Origin of the sequence: Endozoicomonas sp. G2_2 (genome assembly GCF_017744135.1) — a bacterium.
Classification (GTDB): Bacteria; Pseudomonadota; Gammaproteobacteria; order Nevskiales; family Salinisphaeraceae; genus Salinisphaera.
This window is the reverse complement of the sequence record NZ_JAGHQU010000004.1, coordinates 1-20,902: the sequence shown is the minus strand read 5'-3', so window position 1 is coordinate 20,902 and position 20,902 is coordinate 1. Positions and strand designations below refer to the sequence as shown.

11 protein-coding genes and 1 tRNA gene are annotated in these 20,902 nt (G+C 58.8%); all 12 read left to right on the top strand.

The genetic code is table 11. The features are described from left to right. Positions 1-132 precede the first annotated feature (132 nt). A complete protein-coding gene (dnaG, locus tag J7355_RS05820; protein ID WP_209060804.1) occupies positions 133-1,896 on the top strand; it encodes a DNA primase in 1,764 nt (587 codons plus the stop codon). A 114-nt stretch (positions 1,897-2,010) separates the two neighbouring features. Further along, on the top strand, positions 2,011-3,813 hold the full coding sequence (gene rpoD / locus J7355_RS05815) for an RNA polymerase sigma factor RpoD (RefSeq protein ID WP_209060802.1): 1,803 nt from the start codon (positions 2,011-2,013) through the stop codon (positions 3,811-3,813). Between the two features lie 210 nt (positions 3,814-4,023). Continuing rightward, positions 4,024-4,713 carry a methylamine utilization protein gene (locus tag J7355_RS05810; protein WP_209060800.1) on the top strand — a complete coding sequence of 230 codons (690 nt, stop codon included), beginning with the start codon at positions 4,024-4,026 and terminating at the stop codon, positions 4,711-4,713. Beyond that, on the top strand, positions 4,710-7,040 hold the full coding sequence (locus J7355_RS05805) for an EAL domain-containing protein (RefSeq protein WP_209060798.1): 2,331 nt from the start codon (positions 4,710-4,712) through the stop codon (positions 7,038-7,040). Before J7355_RS05810 ends, J7355_RS05805 begins: the two co-directional genes overlap by 4 nt. Next, the gene (locus J7355_RS05800) at positions 7,037-7,888 is read left to right on the top strand and encodes a DUF3034 family protein (protein ID WP_209060796.1); all 852 of its coding nucleotides are present in this window, start codon (positions 7,037-7,039) and stop codon (positions 7,886-7,888) included. The genes J7355_RS05805 and J7355_RS05800 overlap by 4 nt, the downstream gene beginning before the upstream one ends. A 60-nt stretch (positions 7,889-7,948) precedes the next feature. Beyond that, positions 7,949-8,452, top strand: a complete 504-nt coding sequence (locus J7355_RS05795; protein ID WP_209060794.1) for a group 1 truncated hemoglobin — start codon at positions 7,949-7,951, stop codon at positions 8,450-8,452. Then, positions 8,443-8,519: transfer RNA gene (locus J7355_RS05790), tRNA-Ile, on the top strand. The genes J7355_RS05795 and J7355_RS05790 overlap by 10 nt, the downstream gene beginning before the upstream one ends. 86 nt (positions 8,520-8,605) lie before the next feature. Then, positions 8,606-9,643, top strand: a complete 1,038-nt coding sequence (locus tag J7355_RS05785; protein ID WP_123591452.1) for a site-specific integrase — start codon at positions 8,606-8,608, stop codon at positions 9,641-9,643. Positions 9,644-9,737: 94 nt separating this feature from the next. Then, entirely contained in the window at positions 9,738-12,680 is a 2,943-nt protein-coding gene (locus J7355_RS05780; RefSeq protein WP_123591453.1) for an SNF2-related protein, read from the top strand. Positions 12,681-12,725: 45 nt separating this feature from the next. Beyond that, the gene (locus J7355_RS05775) at positions 12,726-15,842 is read left to right on the top strand and encodes a DNA methyltransferase (protein WP_123591454.1); all 3,117 of its coding nucleotides are present in this window, start codon (positions 12,726-12,728) and stop codon (positions 15,840-15,842) included. Further along, entirely contained in the window at positions 15,842-16,954 is a 1,113-nt protein-coding gene (locus J7355_RS05770; protein WP_209060792.1) for a virulence RhuM family protein, read from the top strand. Before J7355_RS05775 ends, J7355_RS05770 begins: the two co-directional genes overlap by 1 nt. Continuing rightward, entirely contained in the window at positions 16,951-20,304 is a 3,354-nt protein-coding gene (locus tag J7355_RS05765) for a DEAD/DEAH box helicase family protein (protein WP_221177930.1), read from the top strand. Before J7355_RS05770 ends, J7355_RS05765 begins: the two co-directional genes overlap by 4 nt. Positions 20,305-20,902: the final 598 nt, after the last annotated feature.

Sequence of the window (20,902 nt, the reverse complement as noted above, 5' to 3'; positions counted from 1 at the left end):
CCTGCGACATGTCGATCGGGGAAGCTCGTGATCTGCGCTGAACCGGTCCTTGCAGGCAGGCCGGCCAGGCCGCCGCGCGATGTCCTGCAAACGCGGCTTCGCTACGCCGCGCTATCGGGAGGTTGAATCGCAATGGCGCGCATACCCCAGGATTTCATCGACCAGTTGCTCGATCGCACGGATATCGTGTCGTTGATCGACGCGCGCGTGTCGCTCAAGAAATCCGGGCACGAGTTCGCCGCCTGCTGCCCGTTTCACGACGAGAAGACGCCCTCGTTCACGGTATCGCCGACCAAGCAGTTCTATCACTGCTTCGGCTGTGGGGCACACGGCACGGCGATCAGCTTCCTGATGGAATACGATCGCCTAGAATTCCGCGATGCCGTCGAAGTACTGGCCCAGAACGCCGGCCTCGAACTGCCGAAAGACGCCCAGGACAGCGCACCGGCCGGGCCGCCGCGCGATCCGCTGTTCGATGCCATGGCGTTCGCCGACCGTTTTTACCAGTCGGCGCTGCGCCGCAGTCCGGCGGTTATCGACTATCTCAAGCAACGTGGCGTAACCGGCGCCATGGCCAAGCAGTACGGCCTCGGCCACGCGCCCGACAGCTGGGACGGCCTCACGCGAAAATTGCGCGACCGGCCGGCGGCCGAACGTGCCGGGTTGCTGATCGAGCGCGACAGCGGCGGTTACTTCGATCGCTTTCGCAACCGGCTGATGTTTCCGATCCGCGATACCCGCGGACGCACGATTGCCTTCGGCGGACGCACGCTGGGCGACGACAAGGCGAAATATCTGAATTCGCCCGAAACGCCGCTGTTCCACAAATCCGATCACATGTACGGGCTGTTCGAGGCGCGACAGGCGCTGCGCGACCTACCGCGCCTGCTGGTGGTCGAGGGGTATATGGATGTGATCGCCCTTGCCCAGCACGGGTTTCCCAATGCGGTGGCCACGCTGGGCACGGCCACCACCGAATCGCATCTGACCACGCTGTTTCGGCATACCCAGGAAGTGGTTTTCTGTTTCGACGGCGACGCGGCCGGCGTGCGCGCCGCGCGCAAGGCGCTAGATCAAAGTCTGCCGGTCATGCGCGGCGCACGGCGCGTGCGGTTTCTGTTCGTGCCCGACGGCGAAGACCCCGATTCCATGGTGCGCGGCGAAGACGGCTCGGAACGCTTTCAAGCGGCGATCGACGCGGCCCGCCCGGCCTCGGCCGTGCTCATCGACGCACTGACCGATGGCGTCAGCCTCGACTCACCGGATGGCCGCGCCACGCTGATCGAAAAAGCGCGGCCCTACGTCAATGCGCTGCCCCCGGAAGCCTTTCGCACCGAACTGATCGGCGAACTGGCCCAGCTCGCGCGTCTGCCTGCCGACGACCTGCGCGCCATGTATGCCAGCGCGCCTTCAAAGAGTACGGCGCCGGTCGATAAAGCTACGAGAGAACAAAAGACTAGAGTGACGCCGGTGAGCCGAGCGATGAGTCTGCTGTTTGCCGATCCCGCGCTGGCCCGCCACGTGTCGGACCCTGCGGTACTGCGCGAAAGCGACAGCCCGGGGGCCACGATTCTCGCGCAGGCGATTGAGTTTTTCGCGAGCACCCCAAATGTATCGGTATCGCAGTGGCTGGAGCGCTATCGCGAACACCGGTTCTTCGACCGGTTGCAGGAACTGGCCGCGACCACGCCGCCCGGCGACGATGACAGCCGCGCGCGCGAATTCGATGAAGCGATCGCGCATCTCGGCGCCAAGACTGCGTCGCAGACCACGCTGAGACAGCGCTACGACGCGCTGGTCGCCGCGCAGGCCCGTGGCCCGCTGGACGCCACCGCCGCGCAGGAACTGAAGGAATTGCACCACAAACTCAGGAGTGTTCGTCGCAATTCGGCCTGACCAACACGAACCCGACAAGCCGTTCGAGTCGCTCTCGGTAGTTCGAATTGTTACCATGGCCGGTTATCGCAGCGTTCGCCACGTCCCACGAGCCCAACATACGCAGCAGAGCACATGAGCAAAGACAAGAAATCTCAGCTTCGGCTATTGATTGCCCACGGCAAGCAGAAAGGTTATCTGACCTACGCCGAGGTCAACGACACGCTGCCTGACGATATCGTCGATCCGGAGCAGATCGAAGATATCGTCAACATGATCAGCGACATGGGCATCACTGTCCATGAGCAGGCACCGGACGACGACAGCCTGCTGCTCTCCGAGAATACCGTCAACGAGGACGATGACGACGACGCGGAAGAAGCCGCGGCCACGCTGGCCGCGCTGGATCCGCAGTTCGGTCGCACCACCGATCCGGTGCGCATGTACATGCGCGAGATGGGCACGGTCGAGCTGCTCGACCGTCAGGGCGAAATCCGGATCGCCAAGCGTATCGAGGAAGGCCTGGCGGAGATGATGTTCGCCCTGGCCTACTTTCCGGCCACCACGGGGCGCCTGCTCGAACTCTGGAGCCAGGTCGAGGCCGGCGACAAGCGCCTGACGGACGTGTTGGTGGGCTTCGTGGACCCGGACACCGGCGACCCCATCGTCAACGAGGACGAGTCCGCCGAGGACGAGGACGAAGAAGGCTCTGCACCGGGCAATGACGGGCCCGACCCCGAAGAGGCCAAGGCCCAGTTCAAGAAGCTCAAGACGCTGCACAATGGCGCGGTCAAGACGCTGGACAAGCACGGCCGCGAGCATGAAGAGACCGAAGCGGCGCTGAGCAAGCTGGCCACGCATTTCATGCGCTTCAAGCTGGTGCCCAAGACGGCGGACGATCTGACCCTGCAGCTGCGCACCACGATGCTCGACATCCGCAGCATCGAACGCGAGATGCTCCAGATCTGCGTGACCGAGGCCGGCATGCCGCGCCGCGACTTCGTGCGCCAGCTGCCCGACAACCTCACCAGCGAGGTATGGCTCGACAAGCTGATCCGCGCCAAGCGCCGCTACTCGTCCACGATTGCCGGTCGCCGCGAGGATCTCGTGCGGGCCCAGGGCCGCATCCGCGAGATCGAGTCCGAAAACGGCATGAACGTCAATCACATCAAGGAAATCAACCGCAAGATGTCGATTGGCGAGGCCAAGGCCCGCCGTGCCAAGAAGGAAATGGTCGAGGCCAACCTGCGCCTGGTGATTTCGATCGCCAAGAAGTACACCAACCGCGGCCTGCAGTTCCTGGACCTGATCCAGGAAGGCAACATCGGCCTGATGAAGGCGGTCGACAAGTTCGAATATCGTCGCGGCTACAAGTTCTCGACCTATGCCACGTGGTGGATTCGCCAGGCCATCACCCGCTCGATCGCCGATCAGGCACGCACCATCCGTATTCCGGTGCACATGATCGAAACGATCAACAAGCTCAATCGCATCTCGCGCCAGATGCTCCAGGAAATGGGCCGCGAGCCGACGCCGGACGAACTGGCCGAGCGCATGGAGATGCCGGAAGAGAAGGTTCGCAAGGTTCTCAAGATCGCCAAGGAACCGATCTCGATGGAAACCCCGATCGGCGACGACGAGGATTCCCACCTCGGCGATTTCATCGAGGACATCAACGCAGTGGCGCCGGATGACTCCGCTTCGGGCGAATCGCTGCGCGAGGCCACGCACAACACGCTGGCCAGCCTCACGCCCCGCGAAGCCAAGGTGCTGCGCATGCGTTTCGGCATCGACATGAATACCGATCACACCCTCGAGGAAGTCGGCAAGCAGTTCGACGTCACCCGCGAGCGCATCCGTCAGATAGAGGCCAAGGCGCTGCGCAAGCTTCGTCATCCGTCGCGTGCCACGTTCCTCAAGAGCTTCCTCGACGAGTAGCACGCAAGGCCAAACCTTCCCAGAGGTCTCAAGAAAAACCGCGAGCGGCCGTCCTATAGATTTTGGGACGGCCGCATGGCGTATGGCGCACGGCTAATCCGGCGCGTTGACGCGCGCGTACTACGTCATGAGTCCGCGTATCGTGGCCTGGCGCTCGCCCTGGCGGCGACGCCCTACCCGCCCGGGATCGCACCGGAGGGGGAATCGAACGTGTTCGGGACGTTACACCGTCAAACCTGGAACAGCCTGCTCGCCGCGGTAGCGCTCTTGGCTTTGCCGCTGGCCTGCGACATCGCCCAGGCACGGGACGTGCGTATTCAGGTCACCGATCCGCAAGGGCGCGCGCTGGCGAACGCCGCCGTCGCGCTGCGCTGGGACGGCGCCCCGCCGCCACAGGACGACCCGCCGCCCGCAGTCATGAGCCAGCGCGAGATGACGTTCATCCCGCATGTGCTGGCAATTCCGGTCCATACCAGCGTGACTTTTCCGAACTACGACCCCACGCGGCATCACGTCTATTCCTTTTCGCAGGCAAAGACCTTCGATATCAAGCTCTACGTTGGCTTCCCCCAGCGTCCGGAATACTTCGACACGCCGGGCGTGGTATCGATCGGCTGCAATATCCACGATCAGATGCAGGCCTTCATCGTCGTCATGGATGCTCCGCGCATCGCGGTGACCGATAGCGCCGGTCAGGCACTGCTCACGGATGTGCCGGACGTCCCTCGCGAGGTCGAGATCTGGCATGAGTGGCTCAGCCATGGCCAGACGGCTGTGGTTCGGGCGATGCCGGCCGATACTGATTTCATGCATGTGCCGATCGATATTGCACCGCCGCCTGCGCCGGCCCGGCCCGACGGCACGAGCCTGCAGGAACGCTTCAACCGGATCGCCCAGTGACGCTACGGCCGCACACCTTCCGTCATCAGCTGATCATCGCGCTGCTCGGGTTCGTGCTGCTGGCGGAACTGCTGGTCACCATCGCCATTCTGCATCGCACCTACGAACAGCGCGTCAACCAGGCCCGCGACACGCTGCAGGTCGCCGATCGCGTCCTCGACGAGCTCATGGCGCTGCGCGCCGACCAGCTGCTGTCCACGGTCAGCATTCTGGCCTCCGACTACGGCTTCAAATCCGCGATCGCCACCCAGGACGAGCCCACGCAGCGCACCGTGCTGCGCAACTTCGGCAACCGTGCCCAGGCAGATCTGGCCATGCTGGCCGATCCTGCCGGCGGCCTGACCACCCTCGTGCCACGCACCCAGCCGAACGCGAGCGCCCTGCCTTTTCAGGATGTTCTCGAAGGGGCCCGCCGCCTGGGCAGCGCCACCGGTCTGGTGATGGTCGACAAGCGCCCCTACCAGTTCGTGATCGCCCCGGTGAACGCCCCACGTCTGATCGCCTGGATCGGCATGGGTTTCGCTATTAACGCGGACATCGCCCGCAATCTCGCCAGTGTCACCGGCGTGAACGTCGAGTTCATCGTGCGCGAAGGCACACGCGAGCTCTATCGCACCGGCCCGCAGAGCCGCGACACGCCGCCGGACATGCTTCGCAGCGCCGAAGCCTTTCTCGTCGACGAGCATTCCCTGTTCGACTCCGGGGCCACGCGGTTGGACGTCGCCCTGTCGCTGACCCGGGACACGGTATTGTCGCCCTACTACGATCTCGCCAGCAGCCTGAGTCTGGTTTTCGTGATCACGGTGGCAGTGAGCGCGCTCGTGGCCATGGGCCTGGCGCGCCGGCTGAGCCAGCCCGTGCGCGATCTCAGCGAGTTCGCCGAATCGGTCGCGGCCGGCCACTACCACGAGCCGCCGAGCGCGCAGGGCATCGGCGAGCTGGATGTGCTCACCGACGCGCTCAACGACATGCAGCACGCCGTGCGCCAGCGTGAGAATCGTATCCGCCATCAGGCCACGCACGATGCTCTGACCGGGCTTCTCAACCGCAGCGCCGTACGTGACGTGCTGTACCGCCGCATGAATGCCGGAGAGCGGCTCACGCTGGTCCGCGTGGCCATCCACGACTTCTCGCGCATCAACGGGGCACTCGGCTACCGGCTTGGCGACGAAGTCCTCAAGACCGTGGCCGGCCGTATCAAGACGATCTGCAACACCACACACACTCTCGGCCGCATCGAAGGCAATGACTTCCTCGCGCTGGTCGCCGACACCGACGACGACAACGCCTCGCAACGGCTGATCGACGCCCTGCGCAGCCAGGTGGAACAACCCGTCTATCTGCAGAGCACGTCGATTCAGATGCGGCTCGAAATCGGTGTCGTACGCGTGCCGGAGCACGCCGCAGACATCGAAGCCGCCTGGCGGCGCACGGTAATCGCCCGCAACGGGTCTCGCCAGCACCGCTGCGCCACGTTCGTCTACAAGCCGGGCATGGACGAAGCCCACCAGCGCGAACTCGCCATCATTCAGGGGCTCGCGCCGGGAATCGAGCGCGGCGAACTCTCGCTCGTCTATCAGCCGAAAATGGCGTTGGCCAGTGCGGATATTCATCAGGTCGAAGCACTGGCCCGTTGGGTACATCCGGAACTGGGCGCCATCGCGCCGGATGAATTCATTCGTCTCGCGGAGCGTTCCGGCCAGATCCGCCTGGTCACTGAATGGGTGGTCGCGCGAATCGCCGAGGATCTGGCCCGCTGGCAGCGCGAGGGCATGAAGCTCGGCGTGGCGATCAACCTGTCGGCCGACGAGATTGCGCAAACCGCGCTGGACGAAACGCTTGCGCCGGTCTTTGCGGCCGCCGGCGACGGCCAGCTGATTACCCTGGAAGTCACCGAAAGCGCGCTGCTGCGCGAACCGGATACCGCGCTGCAGAACCTGCGCGCACTGCAGTCCCGCGGCGCACGCATATCCGTGGACGATTTCGGCACCGGCTATTCCTCGCTTGCCCAGCTCAAGCAACTCGCGCCCGACGAGCTCAAGATCGACAAGTCCTTCATCAGCCAGCTCGCGGATACGCCGGCCGACCAGTTCATCGTCGACCTCATCATCGACCTCGGCCACAAGCTGGGGCTCGACGTTGTGGCCGAAGGCATCGAAACCGCCTCGGCCTGGCGTTACCTGTCCAACAAGGGCACGGATCTCATGCAGGGCTATTTTCTGGCCCGGCCCATGCCCGCCGCGGAACTCGGCGCCTGGTTCGCCGATCACCAGGCCAACCTCGGCCGCTGGCTCGACCGCGCTGCCGACCGCAAGACACGCGCATGACGGCCGCCCATCGCGTGTCTGCCGGCCTGGTTGTCGTGCTGCTCGTCGGTTGGGCGAGCTATGCCCAGGCCGTCGGCAGCCGTCTCTGGGCCACCGGCGGCGTTACCAACATCAACGGTGCCGCCGGCGGCGGCATCACGACCTGGGCCGTGCTCAACGGTTATGCGAGCGATACCGAATCGACGGTGAACGTGGCCGTTTCCAGTGCACAGGTCGATGACTTCGGCGTCGAGACCGTGAGTATCGGCTTCAACTGGGCGAACCGATTGGCAGTCACTGTCGCTCAGAACCGGCTGTCGGTGCGCCCGCTCGACACGACGATTCGCCAGCAGACCATCGGCCTCAAGCTACGCCTGGCCGGCGAAGCGCTCTATGATCGCTTCGGCCAGTACAGCGCGGGCATGCAGTACACGCACAATGCGGACTTCGGCATCCCGGCGCTGCTCGGCGCCCGCGACTCCGGCGGCATCGATTTCTATCTGGCCGCCAGCAAGGTATTTCTGGCCGCCGTTGCCGACCGAAACGTCATCGTTAACGCCACGCTACGCGCGACACGCGCCAATCAGCTGGGCCTGCTCGGCTTCGGCAGTGCACGCGACGACGATTACGCGCTCGTCGGCGAGTTCAGCGCCGGTGTGTTTCTCGATCGGCGCTGGCTGCTCGGCGCGGAATATCGACAGAAGCCGGACAACCTCGAAGCCGTCGCTGAAGACGACTGGAAAACGCTTTATCTGGTCTATGCGCCTTCGCGTCTGCTGGCGTTCACGCTCGCGTATGTCGACCTCGGCCGCATTGCCGGCTTCGACGATCAGGACGGGTATTTCCTGTCCCTGCAGAGCGGATTCTAGGCGGTGTGTATTCGCGCACTACTCTCAGCATGCACGGGCGGGCGACGCGCGATCCCGGGATTGGTCCTTCTCGTCGGCGTTCTTCTGACAGGCTGCCAGACTACGCCGCGCGGCGCGCCGGACACCCTCTACGTGCAGCTCGGCGAACGCGCCGGCATCGCCCGGCTGACCGAAACCCTGTTGCTCGATATTGCCGCCGACCCACGGCTCGTCGATGACTTTCGTGGCACCGACATCAACCGCCTACACCACATGCTGACCGATTTTCTCTGCGAGAACGTCGGCGGGCCCTGCACCTATACCGGTGACGACATGGCCAATGTCCACCGCGGCCTCGACATCACCAGCACCGAGTTCAATGCCCTGGTCGAAAATCTCGTGCGCGCGATGGAAAAACAGCAACTGTCGACCGGCGTGCAGAATCGCCTGCTCGCCCGCTTGGCGCCGATGCGCCACGACATCGTCAACGCCCCGCAGCCACCCTCGCCGGAGCTAAGGGCGCTTATCCTTGGCGACCTTGAGCTATCCCGCTATAGTGCACCCCGCGTCGATCAGGGCCTGTAGCTCAGTTGGTTAGAGCAGGGGACTCATAATCCCTTGGTCGCAGGTTCGAGTCCTGCCGGGCCCACCATCAAATCAGCAAGTTACGAACACGCTTTGCGTCTCGACATGCCCAGAGGTACATTATAGGTACACTTTCGGTGCAGCAGGCGTGCAATGGCGACCCTCACTAAGACCGAAGCTGGCCGCTGGAAGGCCGTCATCCGACGCCAAGGCTGGCCGACCAGCTCAAAGACCTGGCGGACTAAACGCGACGCCGAGGATTGGGCACGGCGCACCGAAGACGAGATGGCACGCGGCATCTATCAGAACCGCGCCCCCGCCGAACGGATGACCCTGAGCGGAGCTATCGATCGCTACCTGAGCGACGTCACGCCCACCAAAAAAGAAAGCACCCAGAAAGCCGAGCAAGCCAAGGCACGGAAGCTGCGTGCCGCTCTCGGCCAATACAGCCTCGTCGCAATAGCGCCCGATGTAGTCGCCGGCTACCGGGATGAACAGCTAGCCGACGGTAAATCCCGCGATACCGTCCGGCTGCAGCTCGCCCTGCTCTCTCATATCTTCGAGATCGCCATCAAAGAATGGCGCGTCGGTATCTGGGCCAATCCCTGTCGCGCTGTACGCACGCCTAAGCCCGGCAAAGCCAGGGATCGCAGATTGTCACACGATGAAGCTGAAAAGCTCCTCAGGGCGGCCGAGGGCCAGTCCAACCCGATGCTAGGCCTGATGATCCGTCTGGCATTGGCCACAGCCATGCGAGTTGGCGAGATTCAACGTCTACGCCGGCGCGACGTCGACCTGAAACGTCGCACCGCCCTGCTCCGCGACACAAAGAACAACCAGTCCCGCACCGTGCCGCTGTCCACCGAAGCCGCGCAAGTGCTTCGCGTCGCGCTAGATAGCCCCGTTCGGCCGATCGATTGTGATCTGGCCTTCTTCGGCGAACCTGGGCGTGACGGTATTCGCAGAGGATTCCAATACGGGCCAGGCTGGAAGCGAGCGACACGAGACGCCGGCATTACCGATCTACGCTTCCACGATCTACGACACGAAGCAGTCAGCCGCCTCGTCGAGTTGGGTCTAGGAGATCAGGAAGTCGCAGCAATAAGCGGCCACAAAAGCATGCAGATGCTACGGCGGTATACGCATCTAAGGGCCGAGGATTTAGTGCGGCGGCTGGATGCTCTTGGATGACAATTACCCGATCAGGGCACTCAGTAATACCTATTCGTGCAAGAAGACATCACAGCCAATGCCTGACGCGGAATAACAAGACAGCTGAGCTGCCATGAAAAATACGATTACCGCATACCACGCCAAGTATTACGCCCACGAACTCACAGCCAGAAACTCCCTGGAAGGCGTCGATCGCCTATCACAGTCTCTATTTGATGCGAGCGTAGATCTAAACCCCCATCAAATCGAAGCCGCCCTCTTCTCATTGCGAAACCCATTACAGCAAGGGGTATTGCTTGCTGATGAAGTCGGACTAGGCAAGACCATCGAAGCAGCGTTGGTCATATGCCAGCTATGGGCCGAGCGCCGCCGTAAGCTGCTCGTGATCGCACCAGCCAGCCTACGAAAGCAATGGGCGCAGGAGCTTCTGGAAAAATTTGCTGTGCCCGGCACGGTCCTGGACACAATCGCCCTGCGCAAGCAATCGGCCGGTAGCGAACAAGAGACCTTGCAGCGCCTGGCAGGCAAATCAGTGATCATCGTCTCCTACCAGTTTGCAGCGCGACTGGAGGCCGAGCTTCGCAGCATCCCTTGGGATCTTGTCGTCATTGATGAAGCGCACAAGCTGCGCAACGCTCATCGCAAGAGCAACCGCACCGGACAGGCGCTCCGCAGAGCATTGGAAGGCCGTAAAAAACTATTGCTGACCGCAACACCGCTCCAGAACTCACTCATGGAGTTGTACGGGCTTTCGACTCTGATCGACGAACACCTGTTCGGCGACGAAAAAGCTTTTCGCAAGCAATACATCAACAATCCTGACGGGCTCCAAGAGCTACGCGGGAGACTGGCAGGCTTTACCCAGCGCACGCTGCGCAAGGACGTACTGGAGTATATCCAGTACACCGAGCGCAGAGCACTCACTCAGCCGTTCAACCCCACCGACGCCGAGCAAGCGATCTACGAGCGGGTGTCCGCTTTTTTGCTGCGCGAAGAATCTTTCGCATTGCCCAAGCGCCAACGTCATCTGACGGGCCTGATTCTTCGCAAGCTGCTTGCCTCGAGCGCCCCGGCTATTGTCGGCACTCTATTAACCATCCAAGCACGCTTAGAGCAGCTACTGGCGGATGACACGGTTGCCGAGGACGTGAACCTGCTTGAGCAATGGATAGCAGAAGACGACCTTGAAACTGACTATCTCGAAGAGCTGGAACTGGCCGAAAACGGTGACGCCAAAGAACCCAGCCAAAATGCGCTAACCGCAAGTCATAAGGCACCGCTCAGCCCCCAACAAAAAAAGCGAGCGATCTGCGAGGAAGTCGATGAGCTGAATAGCATCATCGCACTGGCCCAGAGCCTCCAGACCGACACCAAGGCGCAATCCTTGCTCACGGCATTGCAGCTCGGCTTTGCCAACATGGCCAATCTAGGCGCGCCTCGTAAGACGATCATCTTTACCGAATCCAAGCGTACTCAACACTATCTGTACGAATTTCTGGCTGCCAACGGTTATGACGGCCAGCTGGCAATGTTCAGCGGCACCAACAATCACCCAGACACCACCGCCATTTATCAGCAATGGCGGACCGAACACCACGGTACAGACCGGGCAACCGGATCCCCCCAGGTTGATCGGCGCACGGCCCTGATCGACCACTTTCGCAAAGACGACGGCACGGGCGCCGACATCATGATCGCCACCGAAGCCGCCGCGGAAGGCATCAACCTGCAATTTTGTGCGCTGTTGATCAACTACGACCTGCCCTGGAACCCCCAGCGCGTTGAACAACGTATCGGCCGCTGCCACCGCTACGGGCAACGCTTCGACGTGGTGGTGATCAACTTCCTCAACACACGCAACCAAGCCGATCAGCGCGTACTGGAGCTACTGTCGGAAAAGCTGCATCTATTCTCTGGCGTTTTCGGGGCCTCGGATGAAGTCCTGGGGCGCATTGAGAGTGGCATCGACTTTGAAAAGCGCATCCTCTCTATTTACGAAACCTGCCGACACCCCGACGACATAGAACAGGCATTCAACGCCCTTCAGGCCGACCTGGAAGACGCGATCAATGATCGAATAAAGGACACGCAAAGCCAGTTGCTGGAAAACTTCGACGAAGAAGTCCACGACCGGCTCAAGTTGCGGCTGGATGAAGCCGAAGCACGCCTCGATAAACTGGGCCGCTGGTTCTGGGGCGTCACACGCTACGCATTGGACGAACAAGCACGCTTCGACGACGCCTCATACGCCTTTGGCCTCCAGCAATCACCGCCAGGTATTAGCCCACCCGTCGCTCCGGGCCGCTATCAACTCATTCGTGGCGCGGCCCAGCCCGACATGCTCGCCCACGCGTACCGGCTAAGCCACCCACTGGGCGAATGGGCGGTGGAAACTGGCTTGGGGGTCTCGACACCCACCGCATTCATTACCTTCGATTACAGTGCCCACGCCAGCAAAATCAGCGTAGTTGAGAGCCTCGGGGGTCAATCCGGCTGGTTACGCCTGGATCGCCTCCAGGTCACCGCATTTGAGACCACTGATACCCTGCTATTTTCTGGACTTACTGATGCTGGCCGGACACTAGATCAGGATGTTTGTGAAAAACTGATGGCCATAGGGGCCCAAGGTCGACCCAAACCATCGAAAGGCACACCCCCAGCTCAGCTGATCGCGGACAGCGAACGACACGTCGCCGCGGCCATCGCCCAGATTCTCGAAGCCAACCATCGCTTGTTCAACGAAGAACGCGACAAGCTCGAGAAATGGGCAGACGACAAACTACTGGCCGCCGAAGAAGCACTGAAGAACACCAAGGCACGGATTACTCAGCTCAAGCGTGATGCGCGTAAAGCCGCCACGCTGCAGGAGCAGTCAGATATACAGCGGGAAACGGCCGCACTCGAAAAGCAGAAACGCCGTCAGCGGCAAGACATCTTTGCCGTGGAAGACGAAATCATCGAGCAGCGCGACCAACTGATCGATTCCCTTCAGCGACGCCTGCACGAAAAAACCGAGACCGACACCCTATTCACCCTGCGCTGGCAGGTTGTATGACACCCACGCAAATAACGCAGCCGAACGATCTACAAGGTTTGAATCATGAGCGCAGCACAAAACGCTAAATTTCAGGAACTCGTCGCCAAGCTGCGTGAGATTTTCCAGATCGACCGTCCCGAGCTGGACTTCGGCATCTACCGCATCCTCAATGCACGAGCCGACGAGATCAATGAGTACCTGGAACAGCGCCTGCCTGAAAAAGTAGAAGCAGCACTGAACAGCGGCAGCGAAGCCCAGCGTGAACAGGTGGCCCGCGAGCTGAAAGAAAAGGAAGAACAATACGCCGCCGATGGACTGGACCCGAACAACGTGCCCAAAGTGCTGGAGCTGCGTGAGAAGCTAGCCGATTACGGCACAGGCGCTTCAAAGCACGAAAACGCCGTGTACTCACACTTGCTGACTTTTTTCTCGCGCTATTACGATAAGGGTGACTTCATCAGTCAGCGTCGCTACAAGGGCGACACCTACGCTATCCCCTACGCTGGGGAAGAAGTCATGCTCCACTGGGCCAACAAGGACCAGTACTACACGAAAAGCGGCGAAAATTTCGCGAACTACAGTTTCAATCTGGACGATGGCCGCACCGTGCACTTTCGCTTAGTCGCGGCGGACACCGCTAAGGACAACCGCAAAGACAACGACAAGGAACGCCGTTTCGCCCTGGTTGAACCAAAGACGCTGGCTCGCACTGACGAACATGGCGACGAATACGAAGAGGATTTGATCCCGGTTGAAGAAGTAAACGGAGCTAATGGAAAAGACCTAATCATCCGCTTCGAGTATGCGCCCCAGCCCAAGGGCACGAAGCAGGAAGCGTTGGTCAGCCAGGGCGTGGATGCAGTATTAGCCGACCAACAAGTTAAATCCCACTGGCCGGACCTAGCCAAACGCGCACCCACAGAGGATAAACCGCATCGCACCTTGCTGGAAAAATATCTGACGGACTACACGACTAAGAATACAGCTGACTACTTTATCCACAAGGATCTTGGAGGCTTCCTAGGCCGAGAGCTGGACTTTTATATCAAAAACGAAGTCATGCACTTGGACGATGTCCAGAACGCCGGCGCCTTTTCCGACATCGAAAAGAACCTTCGCATGATCCAATGCTTAAGATCGATTGCGTTAGAGCTAATCGACTTTCTCGCGCAACTGGAAAATTTCCAGAAAAGGCTTTGGTTGAAAAAGAAATTTGTAGTGTCCAGCCATTACTGCATCACGTTAGACCGAGTGCCGGAGGAGCTTTACCCCGAGATCGTTGCGAACGAGCTGCAGTGGGAGCAGTGGAAGCGGCTCAAAGTTTGTGGCGCCGAAACTCCTACAACGGTCGAGGCGATGAAGTCCGGGCTTTCTAAGATGGTAGATACCAGTCTATTCGGAAGCGATTTCAAATATAAGCTTCTCGCGAGCATCGACGATATCGATACCACTTTGGACGGAGTAGTAGTACACAGCGATAATTTTCAAGCGCTGAATTTATTCAAAGAACGTTATAAGGCACGCATCGACTTCACGTACATAGATCCTCCGTATAACACTGTCCACTCAAAGATCGCCTACAAAAATCAGTTTGAGCACTCCAGCTGGCTAGCTCTGATCTCGAACACAATTCCGCTCGCGCGGCAATTATTCGGAGACTTGTACTCATTCGGATTCGCGATAGATGATTACGAGTTCGGCAATGCACTTGCGTGCTTACGCGATCATTTTTCTGATTCTGATGTGTCAACTATCGTCGTCAATCATCACCCGCAAGGCTCCGGGGGGCGGCTCTCCCGAACTCATGAATACTACATCGTCGCATCGCCAGCTAATGGCCCCTCGCACTTGGGGTTTCCCAAAAAAGACGAGATTGAAGAACGCAGTTTTATGCGCAGCGGGACTGCGGACAACAATTATCGCGCGCCCCGTGGTGGAGGGGTTGGTCGTTGGCGCAGCTTTTATGCGCTGTTAGTTGACCCTGGTACGCGAAAGGTCGTAGGAACAGAGCCACCTCCTCCTCTTGATACGGAGTATCCAACGGGGAGAACACCAGAAGGATTGGAGCGGATTTATCCGATCAACTCGAGTGGTGAAGAACGTGTCTGGCGCTCATCCCGCGAGACGGGCAAAGAACGTGTAGAGAACGGCGAAATATTTCTAACTGATCGAGGAGCTATCAAGCAGATAATCGATCATCGAGACAAGCGTGAAACACTTTTCAGCAACTGGATTGGAGCGGACTACAACGCCGGCACTAACGGAACTGCGATCTTGGACAACCTAGGGCTCGGTGATGTGTTCGACTATCCAAAGTCTGTGAAAACACTTGAACAAGCTTTTTGGATGCAGTCTTTTGGAAAAAGCAACTTCACAGTGCTCGATTACTTTGCCGGCTCAGGGACGACTGGTCACGCTACACTTTCTTTGAACCGAAAAGATGGAATGGATCGGAAGTATGTGCTCGTCGAGCAAGGAGAATACTTCGACACTGCGCTCAAACCAAGACTACAGAAGATTGTTTTCTCCGCTGAATGGGCTAGCGGCGAGCCAACCACCCCAGAAACTGGAATCTCTCACTGCTTCAAGATCCTAGAACTGGAAAGCTACGAAGACACCCTGAACAACCTGCAGCTGCGGCGTGACGCCAAGCAGCATCAGACTCTCGGACTGCTGGACCAACAAGCAAAAGATGACTACCGGCTGCATTACATGCTGAATGTTGAAAGCCAGGGTTCGCTGCTGTCGGTCGAAGATTTCAAAAAACCCTTCGATTACGGCATGAATATCGCTACAGATTCCGCCGGAGCCTGTGAACCTACCCAGGTCGACTTGGTGGAGACGTTCAATTATCTGGTCGGCCTGCGAGTCAAACAAATTGAGGCCCAGCCAGACCGAGGCTTTGTGACCGTGACGGGCACATTGCCCAGTGACGAAAGCTGCTTGGTGCTTTGGCGCGACTGCGAACTATTGGATTACGAAGGCGTTAGCGGCCTGTGCGAAAAGCTTGCTATTAACCCCTCTGATAACGAGTTCGACGTGGTCTATATCAACGGCGACCACAATATCCCCACCAAGCTGACTCAGACGGCCGAGAATGGCGGCGCAACCCGTGAGCTCAAGCTGCGCCAGATCGAGCCCGAGTTCCTGGAACGCATGTTCTCTGTGGAGGATCTGTAATGGCAGACCGTGGGGAAGCATCGCCGCCGGAACCTGACATGGCCGGCGAGCTGGTGATTTATTCGGATAAGGATGGCCGCCTACGCGTTGAGGCCCGCCTTCATGACGAAAGCCTCTGGCTAACCCAGAAGCAGATGGCTGAGCTGTTTGGCGTCGATGTGCGCACTATCAGCGAACACCTGAAAAACACGTTCCAGGACAATGAACTAGACGAGGCATCAGTTATCCGGAAATTCCGGATAACTGCCACCGACGGCAAGCGCTACCTGACCGGCTTTTACCATCTGGACGCCATCATATCCGTGGGCTATCGGGTGAATTCGGTACGCGCCACCCAGTTTCGTCAATGGGCCACGCAAGTGCTGCGTGAATACATCGTCAAGGGCTTTGCCATGGACGATGAGCGCCTGAAGAACCCGCCTGTGGCGGGCTCCGCCGTGCCAGATTACTTCGACGAGATGCTCGATCGAATTCGCGACATTCGTGCCAGCGAACGGCGGATGTACCTACGGGTGCGCGAGATATTCGCGCTGGCGGCGGATTATCAGCCATCGCTGAGGGAAACCACGCGCTTCTTCCAAACCATTCAGAACAAGCTGCACTTTGCCGTTACCGGCATGACGGCACCGGAGATCATCACCAGCCGCATCAATCACCTGTTGCCCCACGCCGGGCTCACGAGTTGGACGCACGAGGACGTGCGCAAACAGGATGTCACGGTGGCCAAGAACTACCTGAATGAAGATGAAGTTCGCGAGCTGAACCGCATCATCACCATGTGGCTGGACTTTGCCGAAGATCAGGCCGAGCGTCGCAAGCAGGTCTTCATGGCGGACTGGAAGCAGAAGCTGGACGATTTTCTGCGCTTCAACGACCGCCAGGTTCTGCCTGACGCAGGTAAACGCTCCCGCAAACAAGCCGACGCTATCGCCCACGCCGAGTTCGAGAAGTTCGCTGCCCTTCGTCGCGAAGAGAAAGAAACGCTGGGGGCCATCGAGAATATTCGAGAACTAGAGTCTGCTGCTCGACAGCTCGAAACAAAGCCCGGAAAGCGCAATGTCCGATCGACCAAGGCCAGCAAGAAGAACAGGACGAATGGGGATTCGGAGTGAGTAAGAAGACGCCCAAACGCAGCTTCCACCAGGAACTCGTCCTCAACCGCTGGATGCTGAGGTTTTTCAACACCGACAAGCTGGCGAGCTTGAAACAACGCTTGGGTGAAGACCGGCACGAGGGCATCGACGACGACGGGCAGAGCAAGTTTTTCTACGAGCTGATGCACGGGCTGTTTAACCCCAACCTGGTAGCCGAAGCAGACCTGCGCCGCTATGACCTGAGCATTGTTCGTCACTGGCAAGCTATCACCGCCGAGCGCAATAAGCTGGAAGGCCACGAGTTGCAGATGAAGTACTTCCAGTACTTGTCGTTGCTGTTCACCGAGATTTATCTGGACTGGTATTTCAACAAGCGCCAGGCCTTGCTCGACGGCTTGAATGAGGAGATGGCTCGCTACCGGGAAGAACAAGGCGCTGAACCTTTCCGGGCTTTTTTATCCGAGGATCTGAACAAGGTCGCGTTCTGGAACGCCACCGGCAGCGGCAAGACGCTGCTGCTGCACGTGAATATCAAACAGTATTTGCACTATTTTCAGACCGAGCACTCGAACAGCTATCCGGACAAGATCATTCTGCTGACCCCGAACGAAGGGTTGTCGCGGCAGCATCTGGACGAGTTGAAGCGGTCGAGAATTACGGCCCAGGCCTTTAACAAAAACCAAACAATGCGCTTCCCTGGCACGGTCGATGTGATCGACATCAACAAGCTGGGCGATGCCACGGGCGACAAAACAGTTGCCGTCGAAGCGTTCGAAGGCAATAACCTGGTCCTGGTGGACGAAGGTCACCGTGGCACGGGCAAAGATGCCATGGCTTGGATGCGTCGCCGGAGCGCGCTGGTTCAGGGTGGCTTCGCCTTTGAGTATTCAGCCACTTTCGGGCAGGCCGTAGCCAAAGGCTATACCGTAGAAACGGCTGAGCAGGAGATCCAGAAAAAACGCGCCAAGATGCTATTCGGCACTACGAGCTTCAAGAAGCTGGACGAAGACGAATTGGCACAGCTGACACTGACCGGCGAGGAAAAGCGCCTCGCCCGTGTCACGGCCACCCGCGAGATCTACGCCAAGTGCATTCTTTTCGATTACTCGTACAAGTTCTTCTACGAAGACGGCTATGGCAAAGAGTCGCTGATTCTCAACATGAAAGAAGAGGCCTACGAGCAGGCTGATAATGCAGCCAAATATTTCACCGGCTGCCTGCTGGCCTTCTATCAGCAGCTTTGGTTGTGGAGCACCCACCGAGAAAAGCTAAGCGAATTCAATCTAGAAAAGCCGCTGTGGGTGTTCGTGGGCAACACGGTGGCCGGCGAAGACTCGGATGTCTTGGTAGTGCTCCGCTTCTTAGCAAACTTTCTCAACGACGACGCCAGAATCAAGACTTGGCTCGCCGATCTAATCGCTGATCGAGCTCTGATCCTGGATGTCAACGACAATAACATTTTCAAAGGCCGCTTTACGCCTTTAATGAGCTTTGTCGGCAAAGTCGATGCCCTCTATACCGACATCCTGCAGCGCGTGTTCAATGCGCCTGCCCGACAGCGGCTAAAGCTGGTCAATATCAGGACAAGCAAAGGCGAGTTGGCGCTACGCGTTGGCGATGCCGAACCCTTCGGGCTCATCAACATCGGCGATGACAGCAAGTTTTTCAGCCTGGCGGAGAACATAGAAGCGTTCGACAGCGAACGCGACGATTTTGGCGGCGCCCTTTTTGGAACGCTGAACAATAAAGACAGCCAGCTCAACGTGCTGATTGGTTCTCGCAAATTTACCGAAGGATGGAGCAGCTGGCGCGTCTCTACCATGGGCTTGTTGAACATGGGCCAAGGCGAAGGCTCGCAGATTATTCAGCTGTTTGGCCGCGGCGTGCGCCTGAAAGGCCAGAGCTTTTCGCTCAAGCGCACAACGCCACAAGAGCGGCCCAAGGGCGTCCACCTGGAAAAGTTGGAAACGCTCAATGTCTTTGGGGTGCGCGCTAGCTATATGGCCGCTTTCAAGGATTACCTGCGCGAAGAAGGGATCACACCTAGCGACGAAGTGTGGGAGCTGGACTTTAAAACGCGGGCCAACCTCCCTGCCAGCAAACTCAAGACGCTGACGCTGAAAGATGGTTATAAGGACAATCAGAAACAGGGGTTCAAGCGCACGCACTTTCCCTGGCTGTACGAGATCCCCGCCGAGTTCGAGGACAAGATCAAACCGCCTCACGTGGCGCTGGACCTCTATCCTCGGGTAGAGGCGCTTAGCACCGAACGCAGCAAAACCAAGGGCAAAAGCGGCCACGCAACGCCAGAAGCCCGAAACAAAGGCAAGCTGGATACGCAGCTCTTTTCGCTATTCGATTGGGACCGCATTTATTTGGCGCTGCAGGAGTACAAGATCCAACGTAGCTGGAGCAATCTACGCCTCGACCGGCAGAAGCTGATCGGTTTTTGCTCCGGCTCCACCGACTGGTACACCCTCTTCATCCCGGCGGCTGAGTTGGATGTCCGTAGCTTCGGCGACATTCGAAAGCAAGAAGATATCCTGATTCGACTGCTGATCGACTATACCGATCGGTTTTACAACGCCCTGAAGAAAGGCTATGAAGGCCAATTTTACGATATTGCTCATATCGATGAAGATCACGGATCGATGCTCAAGCTGTACCAGTTTGAGGTCGACAACACCGACGACGGGCTGGAGTACCTGAAAAATCTGGAACTACTCAAGCAGCTGGTAGCGGACCGCAAGATAGGCGAGGCAAGCCAATGGAATGCGCCGCACATGGTGACAATTAGCTTCGACAGCCATCTTTACTACCCACTACTGGCTCTAGAAGATAAAGATGCTGTTCCTCTGAGAATGCGGCCGTTGGCTTTCGACGCACCCAGCGAGTGGGAATTTGTGCGCGACCTGGAAGCTTTCTACAAGTCTCCCGAAGGCAAAGCGGCCATTGGCGGTCGAAGCCTTTACCTACTGCGCAATGCCGATAACGAGAAAAAAGGCCTTGGCTTCGCTTTGGCTGGCAACTTTTATCCAGACTTCCTGCTGTGGCTGGTGGACGACGATACGGGTCAGCAGTGGCTGACGTTTGTGGATCCCAAGGGGCTTCGCAACCTGGATCTTTCGCATCCCAAGCTCGGGCTTTATAAAGAAGTGAAAACGCTCGAGGCAGCACTAGCCAGCCAGGCCAAGCCGGGAGACTCGGCGTTGATATTGAACGCTTTCGTGCTGTCGCCGACAAAGTTTGCTGATCTACTCAATGTCGGCGACTCCGCTCAGAAAACGGACCTGGAAGACCGGCATGTGCTGTTCATGCAAGACGGCAGGAGCAGCTATTTAGGGAAGATGCTCAACAGAATCGGCTAAGCGGTCACACGCGGACCGCTATCTCCTAGAAGGGAATGGCGGTCCTGTGGCCGCGCCTGCTGTTCAACCCCAGCCAACTCACCATTGGCATGCATAAGACTTTATTATGCAGCCACATATCGCACGCTATATCCGTATCCGCGGGCTGACATGAGCTGCACACGGCCGTAACTGTAAGCCCTTCTTCATCGGCTTTGCTCTGAGCTGTGGCCAAAGGAGCGAAACACGGCCGAGCGCAAGGATAAAGGCTCTTCTAAAGTCTTGCGGGCGCGCATACTCCGCACCGAATTGGTTCTGTAGGCTCTGCCACGAGATCGTGGTCGGCCTATGCAAACGGTATACGCGGTCGGTCGCCCACGCGTAAAGGTCGATTGAGAGCGGCGATCTCAATGCCCGAAGTGTTGCGAAGTCCAGCGGTACAGAGCGCTCGATGACTTCATCGAAAAACGGCTGAGACAGCTCAATCCAATAGCGACCATCCCCCACTATTGAGTAGCAGGCCGATCTGGAGTCCAATCACCCGAAGTCTGGAGATTGGACATGAAGAAGCGTTACACCGAAGAGCAGATCATCGGTTTTCTGAAGGAGGCCGAGGCCG

Coding starts and splice junctions, on each gene's coding strand:
- dnaG (WP_209060804.1), top strand. CDS start 133: ATGGCGCGCATACCCCAGGATTTCATCGACCAGTTGCTCGATCGCACG.
- rpoD (WP_209060802.1), top strand. CDS start 2,011: ATGAGCAAAGACAAGAAATCTCAGCTTCGGCTATTGATTGCCCACGGC.
- J7355_RS05800 (WP_209060796.1), top strand. CDS start 7,037: ATGACGGCCGCCCATCGCGTGTCTGCCGGCCTGGTTGTCGTGCTGCTC.
- J7355_RS05785 (WP_123591452.1), top strand. CDS start 8,606: ATGGCGACCCTCACTAAGACCGAAGCTGGCCGCTGGAAGGCCGTCATC.
- J7355_RS05780 (WP_123591453.1), top strand. CDS start 9,738: ATGAAAAATACGATTACCGCATACCACGCCAAGTATTACGCCCACGAA.
- J7355_RS05775 (WP_123591454.1), top strand. CDS start 12,726: ATGAGCGCAGCACAAAACGCTAAATTTCAGGAACTCGTCGCCAAGCTG.
- J7355_RS05770 (WP_209060792.1), top strand. CDS start 15,842: ATGGCAGACCGTGGGGAAGCATCGCCGCCGGAACCTGACATGGCCGGC.